This window comes from Thiolapillus sp., assembly GCF_048562965.1.
In the GTDB taxonomy this organism is placed as follows: domain Bacteria; phylum Pseudomonadota; class Gammaproteobacteria; order Chromatiales; family Chromatiaceae; genus Thiolapillus; species Thiolapillus brandeum_A.
The window spans coordinates 1-19105 of record NZ_JBHNMF010000022.1 but is presented as its reverse complement, the minus strand read 5'-3'; the positions used below and the strand labels follow the sequence as shown (position 1 = coordinate 19105).

17 protein-coding genes are annotated in these 19105 nt (G+C 57.2%); 6 read left to right on the top strand and 11 right to left on the bottom strand.

The features are described 5' to 3' along the window. Positions 1-3 precede the first annotated feature (3 nt). Positions 4-1185, bottom strand: coding sequence for a sensor histidine kinase (locus ACOCD2_RS02740; RefSeq protein WP_293644493.1), 1182 nt, complete (start codon positions 1183-1185; stop codon positions 4-6). 391 nt (positions 1186-1576) lie between these two features. Between ACOCD2_RS02740 and aceE the strand changes: the two genes are divergently transcribed. The 5 genes from aceE (at position 1577) to xthA (ending at position 9040) form a co-directional block, all read left to right on the top strand. Continuing rightward, positions 1577-4234 (top strand): pyruvate dehydrogenase (acetyl-transferring), homodimeric type, encoded by a 2658-nt coding sequence (gene aceE / locus ACOCD2_RS02735; protein ID WP_293644495.1) that lies wholly within the window; start codon positions 1577-1579, stop codon positions 4232-4234. 11 nt (positions 4235-4245) lie between these two features. Next, on the top strand, positions 4246-5529 hold the full coding sequence (gene aceF / locus ACOCD2_RS02730) for a dihydrolipoyllysine-residue acetyltransferase (RefSeq protein WP_293644497.1): 1284 nt from the start codon (positions 4246-4248) through the stop codon (positions 5527-5529). A 46-nt stretch (positions 5530-5575) separates the two neighbouring features. Further along, positions 5576-7333: a dihydrolipoyl dehydrogenase gene (gene lpdA / locus ACOCD2_RS02725; protein WP_293644499.1), complete on the top strand. Its 1758-nt coding sequence runs from the start codon at positions 5576-5578 to the stop codon at positions 7331-7333. A 107-nt stretch (positions 7334-7440) separates the two neighbouring features. Further along, a complete protein-coding gene (locus ACOCD2_RS02720; protein ID WP_293644501.1) occupies positions 7441-8211 on the top strand; it encodes an alpha/beta fold hydrolase in 771 nt (256 codons plus the stop codon). A gap of 13 nt (positions 8212-8224) precedes the next feature. After that, a complete protein-coding gene (gene xthA, locus ACOCD2_RS02715; RefSeq protein WP_293644503.1) occupies positions 8225-9040 on the top strand; it encodes an exodeoxyribonuclease III in 816 nt (271 codons plus the stop codon). A 61-nt stretch (positions 9041-9101) separates the two neighbouring features. Here the strand turns inward: xthA and ACOCD2_RS02710 are convergent, their stop codons facing one another. Together ACOCD2_RS02710 and mtaB are read right to left on the bottom strand one after the other, a co-directional pair. Then, entirely contained in the window at positions 9102-9305 is a 204-nt protein-coding gene (locus ACOCD2_RS02710; RefSeq protein WP_293644505.1) for an acetyltransferase, read from the bottom strand. 60 nt (positions 9306-9365) lie between these two features. Beyond that, positions 9366-10649 carry a tRNA (N(6)-L-threonylcarbamoyladenosine(37)-C(2))-methylthiotransferase MtaB gene (gene mtaB / locus ACOCD2_RS02705; RefSeq protein WP_293644507.1) on the bottom strand — a complete coding sequence of 428 codons (1284 nt, stop codon included), beginning with the start codon at positions 10647-10649 and terminating at the stop codon, positions 9366-9368. A 338-nt stretch (positions 10650-10987) separates the two neighbouring features. Here mtaB and rmuC point away from each other — a divergent pair, with 338 nt between their 5' ends. Beyond that, positions 10988-12502 (top strand): DNA recombination protein RmuC, encoded by a 1515-nt coding sequence (rmuC, locus tag ACOCD2_RS02700; RefSeq protein ID WP_293644509.1) that lies wholly within the window; start codon positions 10988-10990, stop codon positions 12500-12502. Positions 12503-12508: 6 nt separating this feature from the next. Here rmuC and ACOCD2_RS02695 read toward each other — a convergent pair whose 3' ends face one another. The 8 genes from ACOCD2_RS02695 to rsxA are packed head-to-tail and all read right to left on the bottom strand — an operon-like array spanning position 12509 to position 19035. Beyond that, positions 12509-13282 carry an SDR family NAD(P)-dependent oxidoreductase gene (locus ACOCD2_RS02695; RefSeq protein ID WP_293644511.1) on the bottom strand — a complete coding sequence of 258 codons (774 nt, stop codon included), beginning with the start codon at positions 13280-13282 and terminating at the stop codon, positions 12509-12511. Between the two features lie 6 nt (positions 13283-13288). Then, the gene (nth, locus tag ACOCD2_RS02690; protein ID WP_293644513.1) at positions 13289-13924 is read right to left on the bottom strand and encodes an endonuclease III; all 636 of its coding nucleotides are present in this window, start codon (positions 13922-13924) and stop codon (positions 13289-13291) included. Next, positions 13921-14616, bottom strand: a complete 696-nt coding sequence (locus ACOCD2_RS02685; RefSeq protein WP_293652583.1) for an electron transport complex subunit E — start codon at positions 14614-14616, stop codon at positions 13921-13923. The genes nth and ACOCD2_RS02685 overlap by 4 nt, the downstream gene beginning before the upstream one ends. A 9-nt stretch (positions 14617-14625) precedes the next feature. Further along, on the bottom strand, positions 14626-15273 hold the full coding sequence (rsxG, locus tag ACOCD2_RS02680; RefSeq protein ID WP_293644517.1) for an electron transport complex subunit RsxG: 648 nt from the start codon (positions 15271-15273) through the stop codon (positions 14626-14628). After that, entirely contained in the window at positions 15266-16309 is a 1044-nt protein-coding gene (gene rsxD / locus ACOCD2_RS02675) for an electron transport complex subunit RsxD (protein ID WP_293644519.1), read from the bottom strand. Before rsxD ends, rsxG begins: the two co-directional genes overlap by 8 nt. Continuing rightward, the gene (rsxC, locus tag ACOCD2_RS02670) at positions 16306-17886 is read right to left on the bottom strand and encodes an electron transport complex subunit RsxC (protein WP_293644521.1); all 1581 of its coding nucleotides are present in this window, start codon (positions 17884-17886) and stop codon (positions 16306-16308) included. Before rsxC ends, rsxD begins: the two co-directional genes overlap by 4 nt. Further along, a complete protein-coding gene (gene rsxB / locus ACOCD2_RS02665) occupies positions 17883-18452 on the bottom strand; it encodes an electron transport complex subunit RsxB (protein ID WP_293644523.1) in 570 nt (189 codons plus the stop codon). Before rsxB ends, rsxC begins: the two co-directional genes overlap by 4 nt. A 1-nt stretch (position 18453) precedes the next feature. After that, positions 18454-19035, bottom strand: a complete 582-nt coding sequence (gene rsxA, locus ACOCD2_RS02660; RefSeq protein WP_293644525.1) for an electron transport complex subunit RsxA — start codon at positions 19033-19035, stop codon at positions 18454-18456. Positions 19036-19105 lie beyond the last annotated feature (70 nt).

Here is a 19105-nt window from a genome sequence, read left to right as displayed (position 1 = left end):
GCTCTACCCCGACAGGACTGACCTGATCATTTGCCTCAAACCCACCTCTGCTACCCACAAATTCTGCTGAGGAGCCAAAAGTTCAAAAATCTTTTCCTGCTTGTCGGCAGGAATGCCGATGCCGGTATCGGTCACCTCGAAGCGCAGTCTGGCTGTTTCTTCATTCAGGTTGATCATTCGTGCAGAGAGGCTGATCTGTCCTTCGGCGGTGAATTTGACGGCGTTGCTGAGCAGATTTACCAGGATCTGCTGCAGGCGGAAACGGTCACCGTGCAGGTTGGCGGGAATCTGGTGATGAATATGTGTCTTGAACCTGAGATGTTTGGCCTGGGCCAGAGGTCGGTACATCAGGGACAGGCTGTTGACCAGTTCATAAATGTCGAGATCACCAGGCGCGAGTTCGAGCTTTCCTGCTTCGATCTTTGAGATGTCCAGGGTCTCGTTGAGAAGATGCAGCAGATTCTTGGCTGAATAGTTGATGGTGTCTATCTGCTTGTGATACTTGCTGTCCAGCGGCTCTTCCAGCAGCAGTTCAGCCATTCCGATTATGCCGGTGAGAGGGGTGCGGATCTCGTGGCTCATGTTGGCCAGAAACTGGGATTTGGCCCGGTTTGCCGCTTCCGCCGCTTCCCTTGCCTGTTCCAGTTTGCGGAGCAGATGGGCTACGAACAGTGGAATGGCGATGGCGGTGGTAAGGTAGGAAAAGGTAAAGGAAGGGTGCTGTGCCCAGAAAGGGCTGAATTGCCACAGCAACAAAAATCCCACGCCGGAATAGACAGTGGCAGCGGTCAGGTAGCGTTGGCCAAAGCGTATCCCGAACCCGATGGTCACCCACAATATGATGACGAAGAAAGGCGCACTCGCTTCTCCGTACAGGTGCATGCAATACAGGGTGATACCAATATCTGTCGACAGTGTGAGTAGCTTTCTGCCTGCCACTGGCATGGGCCAGATCCAGAAGCTGCAGAGCAAGGCAAAGGAATACACAAAGTACAGACTCACCAGCTGAACAACAGCAGCATGTGCTCCCTCATCGCTGTTTGTCTTTGTGGCGAGAAGGTATGTCAGAACCAATGAGGTGATAACGATGCGGATAACAGCCTGTGACCATTCGTGTCGGGCCTGTTTATCTGTTATTCCCGGTCGCCAAGGAATGCTTTCCAGATATTTTTTCTCTTTGTCCATAACTTAAAGTAGGGGCTTGGCGTTTTGTTTTCTGAAAACGGGTATCAGTCAATGCATCAGTTGTTTTGTCGAATAAAGATTGACAAAGCGCCGAACTTTGTCGGCTGCAGTCTTCAGTCAATAATACAGCAGATTGAATGATTGTCTCCAAATAGGAGTGGGAATCATCTGATTTTGGTGGGTTTTGTTAAGTATTCCCGGTTGAATGGACAGGCTTTTCACTCAGGCAGAGCAGGAGCTGGCAACAGGCGGCATGTAAAAAATAAGACGATAATACTAATTAATTATTAATTTAAATCATTGAAAATCAATGAAATGAAAAAATAGGTAAAAAATATGCTACCATGCTCGCCACTATTGTTCCCGTGAACTTGAAACGGACGGATTACCCATGGCTGAAAAACCCGACAAAGATCCCCAGGAAATACTGGAATGGCTGGAAGCACTGGAAGGTGTTCTGGAAAACGAGGGAGTGGAACGTGCGCACTTCCTGCTGGAACAGCTCATTGAAAAGGCACGCCTGTCCGGTGCCTATCTTCCCTACAAAGCCACCACGGCCTATGTAAATACCATCCCGCCCAGCAAGCAGCCGCCGTTTCCCGGCAACCGCGCCATGGAGCGCCGTATCCGTTCCTTTATCCGCTGGAACGCGATGGCCATGGTGGTGCAGGCGAACCGCAAGGAGCCGGAACTGGGTGGCCATATCGCCAGTTTCGCTTCCAGCGCCACGCTGTTTGACGTGGGCTTCAACCATTTTTTCCGCGGTAGCAATGAAGAGCAGGAAGGCGACCTGGTATTCTTCCAGGGACATTCGGCGCCGGGCATTTATGCCCGGGCGTATCTGGAAGGGCGTATCAGCAAGGAGCAGTTGGACAAGTTCCGGCAGGAATCCGGTGGAGATGGACTGTCTTCCTACCCGCATCCCTGGCTGATGCCCAATTTCTGGCAGTTCCCCACGGTTTCCATGGGGCTGGGTCCGCTGATGGCCATCTACCAGGCGCGTTTCATGCGCTACATGCATGACCGCGAAATTGCAGACATGGACGGCCGCAAGGTCTGGGCTTACATGGGTGACGGGGAAATGGATGAACCGGAATCTCTTGGCGCCATTTCCCTGGCTTCAAGGGAGCGGCTGGATAACCTGGTGTTTGTGGTCAACTGTAACCTGCAGCGTCTGGATGGCCCGGTTCGTGGCAACGGCAAGATCATGCAGGAGCTGGAGGCCGTGTTCCGCGGTGCCGGCTGGAATGTCATCAAGGTGGTCTGGGGCGGTTACTGGGACCCCTTGCTGGCCCGGGACAAGAATGGCCTGCTGCGCAAGCGCATGGAAGAGGCGCTGGATGGTGACTACCAGGCCTACAAGGCCAAGGGTGGCGCCTACACACGGGAGCATTTCTTTGGCAAGTACCCCGAACTGCTGGAGATGGTCGCCAACATGAGCGACGAGGACATCTGGCGGCTGAACCGGGGCGGTCATGATCCCATCAAGGTCTATGCCGCCTACAAGGCAGCCATGGAACACCGTGGTCAGCCCACGGTCATCCTGGCCAAGACAGTCAAGGGCTATGGTATGGGCGAGGCCGGTGAAGGGCAGAATATCACCCACTCCCAGAAGAAAATGGGCGAGGATGCCTTGCGCCATTTCCGGGACCGTTTCAATATTCCCATCCCTGACGACCAGCTTGCCTCGGCACCGTATTTCAAACCCGCCGAGGACAGCGAAGAGATGAAATACCTGCATGAGCGCCGTCAGGCGCTTGGCGGTTATCTGCCTGCCCGCCGTGTGAAATCCGCGGCGCTGGAGATTCCCGGGCTGGATGCGTTCGGGACTTTGCTGGAGGGCAGTGGCGAACGTGAGATGTCCACCACCATGGCCTATGTGCGTTTCCTCACCAGCCTGCTGCGGGACAAGAAGGTGGGCAAGCACGTGGTGCCCATCGTGCCGGATGAAGCGCGCACTTTCGGCATGGAAGGCATGTTCCGCCAGTTGGGAATCTATTCCCACGTGGGTCAGTTGTACACTCCCATGGATGCCGACCAGGTCATGTACTACCGTGAGGATGTAAAAGGCCAGATCCTGCAGGAAGGCATCAACGAAGCCGGCGCCATGTCCTCCTGGATTGCCGCGGCGACTTCCTATTCCAATCATGGCGTGCCCATGATTCCTTTTTATATCTATTACTCCATGTTCGGTTTTCAGCGGGTTGGCGACCTGGCCTGGGCGGCAGGCGACATGCAGGCGCGGGGCTTCCTGCTGGGCGGCACCGCTGGGCGTACGACGCTTTCCGGTGAGGGCCTGCAGCACCAGGACGGCCACAGTCACCTGGCTTCCGCAGGTATTCCCAACTGCCGTTCCTATGATCCGACCTTCGCCTACGAACTGACGGTGATCCTCCAGGATGGCATGCGCCGCATGTATCAGGAGCAGGAGAATATCTTCTACTACGTCACTATCATGAACGAGAACTACGTGCATCCTCCCATGCCCAAGGGCGTGGAAGAAGGCATCATCAGGGGCATGTATCTGTTCAAGGCAGGTTCGCGCAAGAAGAAGCGTGTGCAATTGCTGGGTTCGGGCACTATTCTGCGCGAAGTGGTCGCTGCGGCCGAATTGCTGGAGAAGGACTGGAATGTCGCCGCCGATGTGTGGAGCGTAACCAGCTTTACCGAACTGGCGCGTGACGGCATGGAGTGCGAGCGCTGGAACCGGCTGCATCCCATGGAGAAGCAGCGCCGTTCCTATGTGTCTTCTCAGCTGGAGGATACGACCGGGCCGGTGGTGGCTTCCACAGACTATGTACGCATGTTTGCGGATCAGATCCGTCCCTATCTGGGCAAGCGCGCTTTCCTGACACTGGGCACGGACGGTTTCGGTCGCTCCGATCTGCGTCGCAATCTGCGGGAGTTCTTCGAGGTCAATCGTCATCATGTCGTGGTGGTGGCGCTGAAGGCACTGTCGGATGAAGGGGCTGTGGATGCCGATCTGGTGGCGCAGGCCATCAAGGCATACAAGATCAATCCTGAAAAACCGAATCCGACAAAGGTCTGAGGAGAATTCAGATGGCGAATACAATCGAAATTACGCTGCCGGATATTGGTGACTTCAAGGATGTCGAGGTCATCGAGGTACTGGTTTCCGCCGGTGATCACATCAGCATGGATGATTCTCTCATCACATTGGAAAGTGACAAGGCTTCCATGGAGATTCCCTCCCCGTCGGCGGGTGTGGTGAAAGAAGTAAAAGTGAACGTGGGTGACATCATCAACGAAGGCGATCTGCTGATCGTTCTCGAGGAAGATTCCGTTGCGGAGGAAACTGCGCCTGTTGCGCCGCCCAAACCCGTGGATGCTCACCCGACACCCCCACCGCCCGCTCCGGGCGAAAAGAAGGCCAAGCCCTTGCCCATAGCGCCCACGCGCGCTGATATGCCCGGCCGCAAGGCGCATGCCAGCCCCGCGGTGAGGCGTTTTGCCCGCGAACTGGGTGTGGATCTCGCACGCGTATCCGGCACCGGGCCAAAGGGGCGGATAACCAAGGATGACGTGCAATCCTTCATCAAGCGGGCACTGTCCGGTGGCGGTGCAGCTGCTGCGGGCGGCGGCAGCCTGGCCCTGCCGTCCATGCCGGCCGTGGATTTCAGCAAGTTCGGGGAAACCGAAGAGATCGAGCTCAACCGCATCAAGAAAATAAGCGGTGCGCATCTTCATCGCAGCTGGATCACGGTTCCCCATGTCACCCAGTTCGATGAGGCGGATATCACCGAGCTGGAAGCCTTCCGCAAATCCCTCAAGGATGAGGCGATGAAGCAGGACGTACGGTTGACCTTCATGCCTTTCCTGATGAAAGCCTGTGAAGCGGCGTTGCGGGAATTTCCCAGCGTGAATGCTTCCCTGTCTGCCGATGGCGAAAAGCTGATTCTGAAGAAGTACATCAACATCGGGGTGGCAGTGGATACGCCAAACGGTCTGGTCGTTCCCGTCATCCGTGATGTGGACCAGAAGGGGGTGTACGATCTGGCCAGGGAACTGATGGAAATCAGCGCCAGAGCCCGGGAAGGCAAGCTGGGGCCGGCAGATATGCAGGGGGGCTGTTTCACTATTTCCAGTCTCGGGGGGATAGGCGGCACCCAGTTCACGCCTATCGTGAATGCACCGGAGGTTGCTATCCTTGGCGTATCGAGGGCCACCATGAAGCCGGTATGGAATGGAAATGAATTCGAGCCCCGCCTGGTTATGCCCTATAGTCTGTCCTATGACCACAGAGTCATAGATGGCGCCGAAGGTGTGCGCTTCACGACCTACCTGGCCCGCATATTGAACGATATTCGTCATCTGGTTCTGTAATCAGGTGAGCTGTCGCCAGGAACAACAAACGAACAGGTAATTGCAGATGAGCAATACAATTGAAGTAACCCTTCCTGATATTGGTGATTTTCCTGAAGTGGAAGTCATCGAAGTGCTGGTCGAGCCGGGTGATGTGATCGAAAAGGAAGATTCGATCATCACCCTGGAGAGTGACAAGGCTTCCATGGAGATACCCAGTCCTGCGAGTGGCACGGTGAAGGAAGTCAAGGTCGGGGTCGGTGACAAGATATCCGAAGGCAGTTTGCTGTTGATGCTGGAAACCGGAGAAGAGGCTTCCGCACCCAAACCTGCTGCCGGTGAAGCCATGGTAGAGAAGCAGCCGCCGGTGAAACACGCGGGTGCCGTGCCGGTCGCCGAAACCGACAGCGTGGCCGACATCCGTGCCCAGGTACTGGTGCTGGGCGCTGGGCCCGGCGGTTACTCTGCTGCCTTCCGCGCCGCCGATCTGGGCATGAGCGTGGTGCTGGTGGAGAAATACGCCGACCTGGGGGGCGTCTGCCTGAACGTGGGCTGTATTCCTTCCAAGGCCCTGCTGCATACGGCAGACATTATCAACGAGGCCGCGGAACTGGAAGCCATGGGCGTGAGCTTCGGCAAGCCGAAGATCGACCTGGACAAGCTGCGCGCGGGAAAGGATAAGGTGGTGAAGAAACTCACCGGTGGCCTGGCCCAGATGGCAAAGATGCGCAAGGTGCAGGTCATACGCGGCTGGGGGCAGTTCCAGAGCCCCAAGACGCTCTCCGTGGAAGCGGATGGCCAGCAGACCCTCATCGAGTTCGATCACTGCATCATCGCCTGCGGTTCCTCCGCCGTGCAGATTCCCGGTTTTCCCAACGACGATCCCCGGCTCATCGATTCCACCGGCGCCCTCGCCCTGGAGGACATCCCCAAAAAAATGCTCATCATCGGTGGCGGCATCATCGGCCTGGAAATGGCTACGGTGTACTCTACCCTGGGCAGCAGCGTTGATATCGTGGAACTGCAGGACGGGCTGATTCCCGGCTGTGACCGGGACCTGGTCAAGCCTCTGCAGAAGCGCCTGGCAAAGCAGGTCAACCGCATACTGCTCAAGACCAGCGTGGAGTCCGTGAAAGCCCTCAAATCCGGTCTCAAGGTAAGCTTTGCCGGTGACGATGCGCCGGAAGATACCACCTACGGCAAGGTGCTGGTAGCCGTGGGGCGCAGGCCCAATGGAAATCTTATCAACGCCGAGGTGGCCGGGGTGGAAGTGGATCAGCGCGGCTTCATCCCCGTGGACCAGCACATGCGCACCAACGTGCCCCACATCTTCGCCATCGGCGATGTGGTGGGCAATCCCATGCTGGCCCATAAGGCCACTCACGAAGCCCATGTGGCGGCAGAGGTCATTGCCGGCCTGCCGGCCTTGTTCGATCCCCTGACCATTCCCTCCGTGGCCTATACCGACCCGGAAGTGGCCTGGATGGGTCTGACGGAAACCGAGGCAAAGGAAAAGGGGATCCCGTACGAAAAATCCATCTTCCCCTGGGCCGCCTCCGGTCGCGCTATCGGCGTGGGCCGGGATGAGGGCATGACCAAGCTGCTGTTCGATCCTGACACCAAGCGCATACTGGGTGCTGGCATCGTCGGCGTGAATGCCGGGGAACTCATCGGCGAGACCGTGCTGGCCCTGGAGATGGGGGCTGATGCCGAGGACATTGGGTTGACCATTCATCCACACCCGACCCTGAATGAAAGCATCGGCCTGGCGGCGGAAGTCGCCGAGGGAAGCTGCACGGATTTGCCGCCAAAGCGTAAGCGCTGATAGCTGTCGGACTGAAGTCCGACCTACACGGGGGGCTGTAGGTCGGGCTTCAGCCCGACGATTTGCCATAGAAACCAGATTGACCCACCACAAGGTCCCAACCAATCTTGAAACTCTACTATCGCGAATTTGGTGAACAGTATTCTGGCACTCCGGTTGTCCTTCTCCACGGCCTGCTCGGCTCCCTGGTGAACTGGCAGCGCATTGCCAGAAGCCTGGGAGAGCGCTACCGGGTCATCGTGCCCGACCTGCGCAACCATGGCCGCTCTCCCCATTCCGATGATGTCTCCTATCCCGCCATGGCTTCGGATGTGCTTGAGCTGCTGGACGACCTGGATATTCCCCGTGCGGTGCCGGTGGGCCACAGCATGGGGGGGAAAGCGGCCATGGTGCTTGCTTTGCAGCATGCGGAGCGTGTGGAGCGTCTGGCTGTGGTGGATATTGCCCCCGTGGCGTACAGCGGGCGGCTCGCCCAGCTGCTCGATGCGCTGCTGGCTCTGCCGCTGGACAGAATCGAAAACCGGGCTCATGCGGATGCCTTGCTGGCGGAACGGGTGAGCGACAAGGCGGTACGTGACCATATGCTGCAAAACCTGCAGCGCACGGACAACGGCTGGTGCTGGCGCAATAATCTGCAGGCCCTGCGTGACGGACTCGATGTGATCAGCGGTTTTCTCGAGCAGGCCCCGAAACCCTACACAGGCAAGTGTTGCTTCATCAAGGGGGAGCATTCAGACTATATCAAAGAACAAAGTCTTCCCCGCATTCGTGCACTGTTTCCTGCAGCAGAAATTGTAGAGATTCCTGCTGCAGGACATTGGGTTTATGCGGAGCAGCCGCAGGCATTCGTGGAAACCCTGGAAAACTTTTTATCCTGAATCAGGTATCAATATGCGTATCGTCTCTTTCAACGTCAACGGTGTTCGTGCCCGCCCTCATCAGCTCAAGGCTCTGGTTGAACAGTACCAGCCGGATATCGTCGGACTGCAGGAAATCAAAGTGCAGGACAGCGAGTTTCCCCGGGAAATGATCGAGGAACTGGGCTATCACGTGGACTTTTTCGGACAGAAGGGGCACTACGGCGTGGCACTGATGTCCCGTGAACCGGCACTTGAAGTGATTCGTGGATTGCCGGGAGATGACGATGACAGCCAGAAGCGCCTGATTACCGGTATCTACAGGACGCCGGGAGGTGATGAGATCACCGTGATGAACGGGTATTTCCCCCAGGGCGAAAGCCGTGAGCATCCCGTCAAGTTTCCTGCAAAGCAAAAGTTTTATGCGGACCTGACCGCATGGTTGAACCGGGATTTTTCGCCGGACCAGCATCTGGCGATCATCGGCGATATGAATATTGCACCTACCGACAAGGATATCGGTATCGGCCCGGACAACATGAAGCGCTGGCTGCGCACGGGAAAATGCTCTTTCCTGCCGGAAGAAAGGGAGTGGCTGCAAACCCTCATGAGCTGGGGGCTGCATGACAGCTGGCGGGAGAAGTATCCTGAAGAGGAAAATCTGTTCAGCTGGTTCGACTACCGCAGCAAAGGCTTCAATCGCGATCCCAAGCGGGGCTTACGCATCGATCTGTTGCTGAGCAGCGCCAGGGTCTACCAGAATCTGAAGGATGCGGGTATTGCCTATGATATCTGCGCCATGGAAAAGCCTTCGGATCATTGTCCCGTCTGGGTGGATGTTGCGGTCTAGCGCCCTATCTCCGGATGTGGCGAGACAAGACACAAACCTCATCTCACCACATCCTGCTGCATTATTTGTAGTTGGGATCTACCCAGCATCTTGGCAAGGGTTCCTCTGAAGGGAATACCAGCTCGGTCTTGAAGAAGCTTTTCGGCTCTCCCATTTCCTCTCCGGCATGAAAGCGTCCGGGAACGCTGTTGCGAAAGGGGTCGATCAAATCGGAAACACCCAGTACCTCCACCAGATCACCAGTCTTTGTATCTTTAAGAAACATCGTACTACTCCTTTTTTCATGTCTGTTTATGTAAACAGTATGGTCGGTTTTTCGGCTTTTTCAACTTTCTGTCAGTGATCCCTGAAGCGTCTTACCGTCAAATTGATTGATAGTGACACTTACGATGCGGTTTTCCAGGTTTTCGGCAGAAGGGAACCGGACGCGCAGATAGTTTGGTGTGTAACCAGAATACAGAAACTGGCCGTTCTTTTTATCCGGATTGCCCTCTACCAGCACCTGGACAGTCTTTCCTTGTTGACCCTGGGCATTTTCCGTTGCCAGTTGTGCGGCCAGATGATGTAACTGTTCACTGCGCTGACGTTTGATGTCCCGTGCCACGGGGTTGTCCAGATAAGCTGCCTTGGTGCCGCTGCGCGGGGAAAACGCAAAGATGTGGACGTGGCCGAATCTTGCCTGTTCCACGAAATCGAGGGTCTGTTGCCATTCGGTTTCTGTCTCGCCGGGGAAGCCCACGATGATGTCGGTGGTGACATTGAACTCCGGGATCTTCTGCCGGGCGGCTTTAACCAGATCGAGGAATTCCCCGCTGCGGCAGCGCCGGGACATGCGCCGCAGCACGGAATCGGCACCGCTTTGCATGGGCAGGTGCAGGTGGGGCATGAGGCGGGGATTGTCGAACAGACCCCAGAAATCTTCGGGCAGATCCCAGGGTTCCAGCGAACCCAGGCGAATGCGGGGGATATCCGTTTGTCTGAGAACCGCTTCCACCAGTTGCTTCAGACTGGTGTTACAGTCGCTGCCGTATCCGCCCAGGTGTACGCCAGCAAGTACGACCTCCTGAATGCCCTGCGCTTGCAGCAGCCTGATCTCTTCAATGACTTGGGGCAGGGGTTTACTGCGTTCTTCACCCCTGGCCAGTGTCACTACGCAGTAGCTGCAGCGATAGCGGCAACCGTCCTGTACCTTGATGAAGGCACGCTGCCGGTTGCGCTGCAGGGGGCTGTAGCTGTCCGGTTCCATGGCAGTGGCCGGCATTGTTGGCAGCTGCAGTTCGCGTATGGCAATTTCCGCCAGATGCTCCTTGTCAGTGTTGGGAACAATCAGGTCCACGCCCAGATCGGCAGCGGCCTGTTCTGCATTCAGGGAGACATAGCAGCCGCTCACTACCAGCTTGGCCCCGGGGTTGTCCCGTTGGGCGCGGCGCAGTAGCTTTCGGGATTTCTTTACCGCTTCCTCTGTTACCGCGCAGGTGTTGATGACCAGCAGATCGGCGTTTTCCGGATTTCTTTCCGGTCGTATGCCATGATGTTGGAACTCCCGTGACCAGGATTCCAGTTCGGCTTCGTTGAGGCGGCAGCCAAGAGTTTTGAGATGAACGCGCATTGGTTATGTATTAACCCGGCGACCAAATATATCGCCCTCAGCCGCCCTGTCTGCGCTGGTGGCAAGGCATCAATACGCTGCTGTAGTCATTCTACAGCAAGTGTTGATAACGCAGCCCACCAGCGCAGACAGGGCGGCCTTTCCTGTACTATCAATTGGTCAGGTGCTTCAAACAGGACGCGTATCGGTGTTGCGGCTTTTGACAAGGGCTTGCCATTGCCTGCAAGCCGCGCCTTGATACGTGACCTGTTTGAAGCACTGAGGGTGACATATTTGGTTGCCGGGTTAATTATGATAATTTCGATAGTTGATTCTATCCTTTTGGCGGACTTGAAACCATGCACAATCTTCAGGCTTTCTGGAGTCAGTACAGTGAGGAAATATTATTGGCCGGTCTGGGCCTGGTGGTGCTATTGCTGTTTCTGGTGATATGGACACTGATGAGCCAGAACCGGCAGCTGCGCAGCATCTATCTGGATTCCGAGCAATATGCTCTGGGATTGCTCGCTGAACTGGACAAGCATCGCAGGGAAATCGCGGATGACATCATCCGCGGACAGGTACTGACCTTGGAAGGTATGCACAAGAGTGTGGCGGACCTGCAGGAGACGCTGGGTCAGCGCCAGGGCATATTGCAGCGCCAGCTGCTGCTGGATTCCGGGGCGATGAAGGAATCCCTGTTGCAAAGATTCGAACAGCTGCAGTCGGCGGTAGTGGAGAATCTCGGCGAAGGCCGGGTGGCCCAGCAGAAAGATCAGGCCGAATTGCGTGCTTCAGTGGGCAACGCCCTGGCGGCGCAGCGGGAAAGCTTCGAGCAGCGCCAGGCGGAAGCGCTGCAGAATCAGCAGCAGGCGCTACAGAAAGGCATGGCGCATATGTCAGAGCAGTTGCGTGATTCCCAGAGCGATTCGGCAAAGGAGCTGAACAGGCGGGTCGAAAATCTTACTCGCACCACTGAGGAAAAGTTGCGAGAAATCAGTGGTGAAGTGGAAAAGCGACTGACCGCAGGTTTTGAAAAAACCACGGAAACTTTTACCAAGGTGCTGGAACATTTATCGCGCATCGACGAAGCGCAAAAGAAGATCACCGAGCTGTCGGGCAACGTGGTCAGCCTGCAGGAAGTGCTCACCGACAAGCGCTCGCGAGGGGCTTTCGGTGAAGTCCAGCTCGAGTCCCTGGTGCGCAACGTCATGCCCGAAGGCAGCTATTCCATGCAGCAGACCCTGAGCAACGACACCCGCGTGGATTGCCTGCTCACCCTGCCGGAGCCTACGGGCAATGTCGCCATCGACGCCAAGTTTCCCCTGGAAAGCTACCAGCGCATGATGGATGCGGATGCCGGGGAAAGTGAAAGGCAGCAGGCGCGGCGGCAGTTTCGCCAAGACATAAAGAAGCACATCCACGATATTGCCGCCAAGTATCTGATCCCGGGAGAAACCGCCGATGGCGCCGTCATGTTCCTGCCTGCCGAATCCCTGTTCGCAGAGATTCACGCCCATTTTCCCGAACTGGTCGAAGAAGCCCAGCAGCGCCGTGTATGGCTGGTTTCACCCACGACCCTGATGGCGGTACTCACCACGGCGAGGGCGGTGATCAAGGATGTTGCCACGCGCAAGCAGGTGCATATCATTCAGGAACACCTTCACTACCTTTCCAAGGATTTCGGTCGCTTCCAGCAGCGCATGGACAAGCTGGCCAATCATATCCGCATGGCTCACGAGGACGCGAGGCAGGTCAACACCTCGGCAAAGAAGATCAGCAGCCGCTTCGTGAAGATCGAAAAGGTAGAGCTGGATGATCTGGATGGCGACGGTACGCTGCTGTCTGATCAACAGGAAAAAGCAGACTCCTGAAAAGCGTCAACTTGTACGGTGCAGCAGGTAAGGGTTGCGCTGGGCCGTGGGCATGATGTCCAGGTGCTGTATGTTGACATGGGGTGGCGTGTTGAGCACGCAGAGGATGGCATGGGAGATGTCCCCCGCGTTCAGTGGCGTGAAACCTTCATAGACGGCCCTTGCCTTTTCCGTGTCACCTTCGAAGCGGGTGGGGGAGAAGTTCGTATTGGCGGCACCGGGGGCAATGGTACTTACCTTCACACTGGTGCCCAGCAGGTCGGCATTCATGGCCTCTCCCAGAGCATGGACGGCGGCCTTGGAAGCGCAATAGGCGTTGCCTCCCGGGTAGGGCATGCGGCCGGCCATGGAACCGATGTTCACCACATGGGCACTCTCCAGCGTCCGCATTTGCGCGATTACCGGTTTGCTCACGTAGAGCAGTCCCTTGAGATTGGTGTCTATCATGATATCCCAGTGATCGGGGTTACCCTGGTCGACAGGATCCAGTCCCAGGGCCAGACCGGCGTTGTTCACCAGGATGTGCACTGTATGGCGGGACAGTATGTCAGACAGGGCAGATTCCACGGCCTGTCTGTCACGCACATCCAGGGCATGGATTTCCACCAGTCTGTTGGTTCGTGAACTCAGTTCCTCACGCAGGGTCTCCAGGCGATTCTTGGAGCGGGCCACCAGGATCAGGTCGACTTCGTAGTCTAGCAGGTCCAGGGCCAGTTGCCGGCCGAAGCCTGAACTCGCGCCGGTGATGAGGACGGTGCGGTTGCGGATGTGGTTTTCCATGAATGCTCAGTCCTCGGGTTTGGCCTTGTATTCGCACAGGTCCTCGATGATGCAGGAACCACAACGGGGCTTGCGGGCGATACAGGTATAGCGCCCGTGCAGGATCAGCCAGTGATGGGCGTCATGCAGGAACTCCTTCGGCACATTGCGTAACAGTTTTTTTTCCACTTCCAGCACCGTTTTTCCTTTCGCGATGCCGGTGCGGTTGGCAACGCGGAAGATGTGGGTGTCCACGGCCATGGTGGGGTGGCCAAAAGCGGTATTGAGCACCACGTTGGCAGTCTTGCGGCCCACGCCGGGAAGTGCTTCCAGGTCCTGACGGTTGTCGGGTACTTCGCCGCCGTGTTTTTCCAGCAGGATACGGCAGGTTTTGATGATGTTCTTTGCCTTGCTGTTGTACAGCCCGATGGTCCTGATGTGTTTCTTCACCCCATCTTCACCCAGATCGAGAATGGCCTGGGGGGTGTTGGCTGTCGGGAAGAGTTTTGCTGTGGCCTTGTTGACACCCACATCTGTCGCCTGGGCGGAGAGGATGACGGCGATCAGCAGTTCGAACGGGCTGTCATAGTTCAGCTCCGTTGTGGGATTGGGGTTGTGTTCTCTCAGGCGGCGAAAAATTTCGGTGCGTTTTTCCCTGTTCATCCTTCGGCGGGCGCGGGCGTTGCTGTTGTCTGCGTCTCGGTGGCAGTTGCCCGCTGGGCGCTGCGCTTGTCAATGAGATGCTTCAGGGCGATGAGCAGCCCCAGCCCGAAAAAGGCGCCGGGTGGCAGGATGGCAAGTATCAGGCCATGGTAGTCCTCACCCATGGAAAGGCTCAGGCCTCTGGCTGCTTCGCCAAACATGAGGTGGATGCCAGAGAGAATCGTACCCTGGCCGATGAATTCGCGCAGGCCTCCCAGTGTCATGAGCACAAGGGTAAAGCCCATGCCCATGCTCAGACCATCCACCATGGATTGGGGAACTGGGTTGCGGGAGGCGAAAGCCTCAGCACGGCCCACGATGGTGCAGTTGGTGACGATGAGGGGGATAAAGATACCGAGAATCTTGTGCAGGTCGTGGAACCAGGCGTTCATGACCAGTTCCACGGCGGTAACGAAAGAGGCGATAACGAGCACGAACACCGGCAGGCGCACTTCCTGACGCACCCAGTTGCGGATGAACGATATGGTGCCGTTGGAGAGAATCAGCACCACGGTCGTTGCCAGGCCGAGGCCCAGACCGTTGATCAGGGTATTGGAAACTGCCAGTAGCGGGCACAGTCCCAAGAGTGCAACCAGCGCCTGGTTATTGTTCCAGAGTCCGTTTTTGACGATTTCGGGATAGCTCATGCTCATGGGAATTCTCTAGTGAAAAGGAGCCTCGGTGACGGGTTCCGTGGGTTTCTTGAACAGGTTTTCCTTTTCCTTCTCGAAATATTCCAGGGTTTTCTTTACGGTAGCCACGATATTGCGTGGGGTGATGGTCGCCCCGGTAAACTGGTCGAATACGCCGCCATCCTTCTTCACCTTCCATTTTCCTGGTGGCGGGTTCTGCAGGGATTTTCCTTCAAAGCCCAGGATCCAGTCGGAGCGGCTTTCATCAATCTTGTCGCCGAGTCCGGGGGTTTCCATGTGTGAGAGGATACGCACGCCGCCGAGGACGCCATTGGCACGTACGGCGACCATCATCTTGATGGGGCTGGCATAGCCGGGGCCTTCCACCGGACTGAAGATAACGGACACGGGCTTGCCCTGCTTGCGGGCGCGATACACCTGCACCGGGCTTTTGGAGAGGGCAGGTGAACGGATGGTGATGACGTCTGTCAGCAGATCGTTGTCGATCTGGTCGCGCCTGATCAGCTTGAAGACGTTACACAGGAAGGCCTGTTGCTGGTTGAGGGCGATACGCTCTGCGGTGGCGTTCCAGGTGAATGCGACCAGGGCAGCGCCCAGGATGCCAAAAATACCCAGGATGGCGGCGCTGATGAAGATGTTCCTGTTCAGCTTAACCATGTTCGTCTTCCCTGGCGCCAAACACTTTCGGCTGGGTGTAGTAATTGATGGTGGGGGCCGCCATGTTCATCAGCAGCACGGCGAAGGCCACGGCATCGGGGTAGCCACCCCAGGCGCGGATGATGAACACGGTTATGCCGATGAGAAAACCGTAGATCAGGCGTCCTTTCGGTGTGGTCGACGCGGTAACAGGATCGGTTGCAATAAAGAAAGCGCCCAGGATCATGCCGCCGCTGAACAAATGAAATGCCGGAAAAGGCATGGATTCAGGATCGAACAGCCAGAAGACACCGGCGGTGAGCAGCAAGCCGAGGATCATGGAAACGGGGATTTGCCAGGTAATGACCTTGCGCCACAGCAGGAACAGGCCGCCGATGAGGAACCAGTTGCCGATCCATTCCCAGCCGCGCGCACCGAAGTCACCCCAGATGGGGCTCTGGGAAATCTCCGTGATGGTTCTGTTCATTTCCAGCTGGGTGCGCATTTCATCCAGTGGTGTCGCGCTGGTGATGGCATCCCAGGTAAGACTGTCGGGCAGACCGCCGCCGAAGATTACGGTCAGGGTCTGCAGGAAATCCAGCGGATGCTGGTTGAGCATTTCCGGTGGCAGCCAGCGTGTCATGGAAAGCGGAAAGGAAACCAGCAGCAGCACATAGGCGGCCATGGCCGGATTGAAAGGGTTGTATCCCAGCCCGCCATACAGATGCTTGACCATGACAATGGCAAACAACACACCCAGAATCGTCATCCACCAGGGTATCAGTGGTGGCAGGGCAATAGCCAGCAATATGGCGGTTACGACTGCGCTCAGATCCATGAGCGTAGGCAAGACGGGACGTTTGCGCAGGTGCAGTACGCTGGCTTCGGCAGCCAGCGCAGTTACCGTGGCAATGCAGATGTTGATGATCACGCCCCAGCCAAAGTAGTACACCAGTGCGACGATGCCGGGCACCAGTGCCAGCAGCACCTGTCCCATGAGCCGGGTAACCTCGTTGGGCAGGTTGCCATAGGGCGATGTGTGCACCGGGAATTTCATGGCCGTTCCTCTGTATTGTTCTTTTCCTGGGCCTGCCTGGCTTTCTTCGCTGCCACCCGTTTCATGGCGGCATCAACGGCTGCTTTCTTGGGGTCGGCACCGCCTGCTGCTGTCTTTTTCTCCAATGCATCCTTTTTCTGACGCAGGCGGGCCTTGCGTTCGCGATCCAGTCGCTCTAGGCGTTCCACCTTTGCCTCGTGACGCCGGCGGGCTTCTTCGGCCTGCTGTTTTTCCTTTTCCATGGCCCAGGTTTCAGTCTTGGCAAAGCGGTAATACTGTACCAGGGGAATGTGGGAAGGGCAGACCCAGGAGCAACAGCCGCATTCGATGCAGTCGAAAAGGTTGTATTCCTGGGTTTTGTCAAAATCCTTCGAGCGTGCGTACCAGTAGAGTTGCTGGGGCAGCAGCTGTGCCGGGCAGGCGTCCACACATTTGCCGCAGCGTATGCAGGGCAGTGCCTTGTCGGGGTCAGGGGCTTCTTCCCTGCTGGCGATCAGCAGGCAGTTGGTACCCTTGGTGATAGGCAGGTCGTCGTTTCCCAGAGTAAAGCCCATCATGGGACCGCCCAGAATGAGCTTGTAGGCCTTGTCAGAATAACCGCCGGCATGTTCTATCACCCGGGACATGGGGGTACCGAAAGCCACCTCGAGATTGCCCGGTTCGCCTGCGCCTGCGCCGGTCACGGTGACCAGCCGGCTGAGCAATGGTCTGGCGGCCATGATGGCGTCGGTGACGGCGGCGGTGGTGGCGACGTTCACACAGATGACACCCACTTCGGAGGGGATGCCGTGAGAAGGCACTTCCTTGCCGGTGAGTACCCTGATCAGTTGCTTTTCGCCACCCATGGGATAGCGGGTGGGCACCTGTACCACCTGGACGTTCTCAAGTCCTGATTCGGCGACGGCCTGACGCATGGCGGCGATGGCTTCGGGTTTGTTGTCCTCGATGCCGATCAGGCATTCCTCGGCATCCACGACATACAGTAGTATCTTGATGCCTTCCACGATGCGGTCCGCCTGGTTGCGCATGAGCAGGTCATCGCAGGTGATGTAGGGTTCGCATTCCGCACCATTGACCACCAGGGTCTGAATGGGACGGTCGGGTCCGTGGTTGACCTTGACGCTGGTGGGGAAGGCGGCGCCGCCCAGCCCCACGATGCCCGCCCAGCGTATGCGTTCGCGCAGCAGCGAGGGGTCGAGATCATCGAAATAGGGCAGGGGCTCGGGCAGTTCTCCCCATTCATCATTGCCATCGGCCTGCAGAAGAATACAGGGTGCGCTCAACCCCGATGGATGAGGCACGGGCTTTTCCTCGATGGCGATGATGGTACCGGATGTGGGCGCATGAATGGGCGCGCCAATATACTCGGTGACCCGTGCAATGGTTTGTCCCTTATACACCTGGTCGCCAACAGAGACCGTGGGTTCCGCCATGGCGCCGATATGCTGTTGCAGCGGCAGTGTCAGGATGTCCGGCAGGGGCACCTTGCCCAGAAACTTGCCGGCCGACATGGTCTTCATGTCTGGGCGGTGAATGCCTCCGTGGAAGTCCCAGCGTCCTGGATTGGTGGTAATCATTGACGCTGCTCCTGTGCGGCTTTCTCGAGATCGTCTGCTCCCGGGAAAGGCCACTTCCAGGTGCTGAGGGTGGTTTTCACCGGTACCATCTCGATGCATTCAACAGGGCAGGGCGGCAGGCAGAGTTCGCATCCCGTGCACTGGCTGGCGATGACCGTGTGCATCTGTTTGGCGGCTCCCACGATGGCATCCACCGGGCAGGACTGGATACACAGGGTACAGCCGATGCATTCGTTCTCGCGGATATGGGCGATGGACTTGACCTTGCTGGCGGCGCCTTCGTCCTCGAGGGGAACAGGTTCCTTCCCCAGCAGGTCGGCAAGGGCCAGCATACCGGCCTCACCCCCCGGCGGGCAGCGGTTGATCTCGGCTTCTCCCGCGGCAATGGCCTCGGCATAGGGGCGGCAGCCGGCAAAGCCGCACTGTCCACACTGGGTCTGGGGCAGGATAGCGTCTATCTGGTCTGCGAGGGGATCTCCCTCCACCTTGAAGCGAATGGCGGAATAACCCAGCAGCAGGCCGAATGAGGTCGACAGGGCGGCGATGGCAAGGATGGCTGTGAGCATGTCAGTTCGATACCAGGCCGGAGAAGCCCATGAAGGCCATGGACATGAGCCCGGCGGTGATCAGGGCAATGGCATTGCCTTTGAAGGGTTCGGGCACGTCGGCCACGTTGACCCGTTCACGCACCGCGGCAAACAGCACCAGCACCATGGAAAAGCCGACGGCGGCGCCAAAGCCGTACAGTGCAGATTCCACGAAATTGTGCTGTTCCTGGGTGTTGAGCAGGGCGACGCCCAGTACCGCGCAGTTGGTGGTGATCAGTGGCAGGAAAATGCCCAGTACCTGGTACAGCACCGGGCTGGTCTTGTGCATCACCATTTCCGTGAACTGCACCACGACCGCGATAACGAGAATAAATGCAATCGTCTGCATGTATTCCAGGCCCAGTGGCACCAGCATGTAAGTGTTGACCAGGTAACTGGCTACCGATGACAGGGTCAGCACGAAAGTGGTTGCCAGGCCCATGCCCATGGCCGTTTCCAGCTTGCGGGATACGCCCATGAAAGGGCAGATCCCGAGAAATTTCACCAGTACGAAGTTGTTTACCAGTACGGTGCTGACCAGTATGAGCGCGTATTCCGACATCGGCAGTTTGTGTGTTCCTAATAGGGTTGGGCAAGAATAAGCTACCGGCGGCAGGCAGGCAACTTAGATA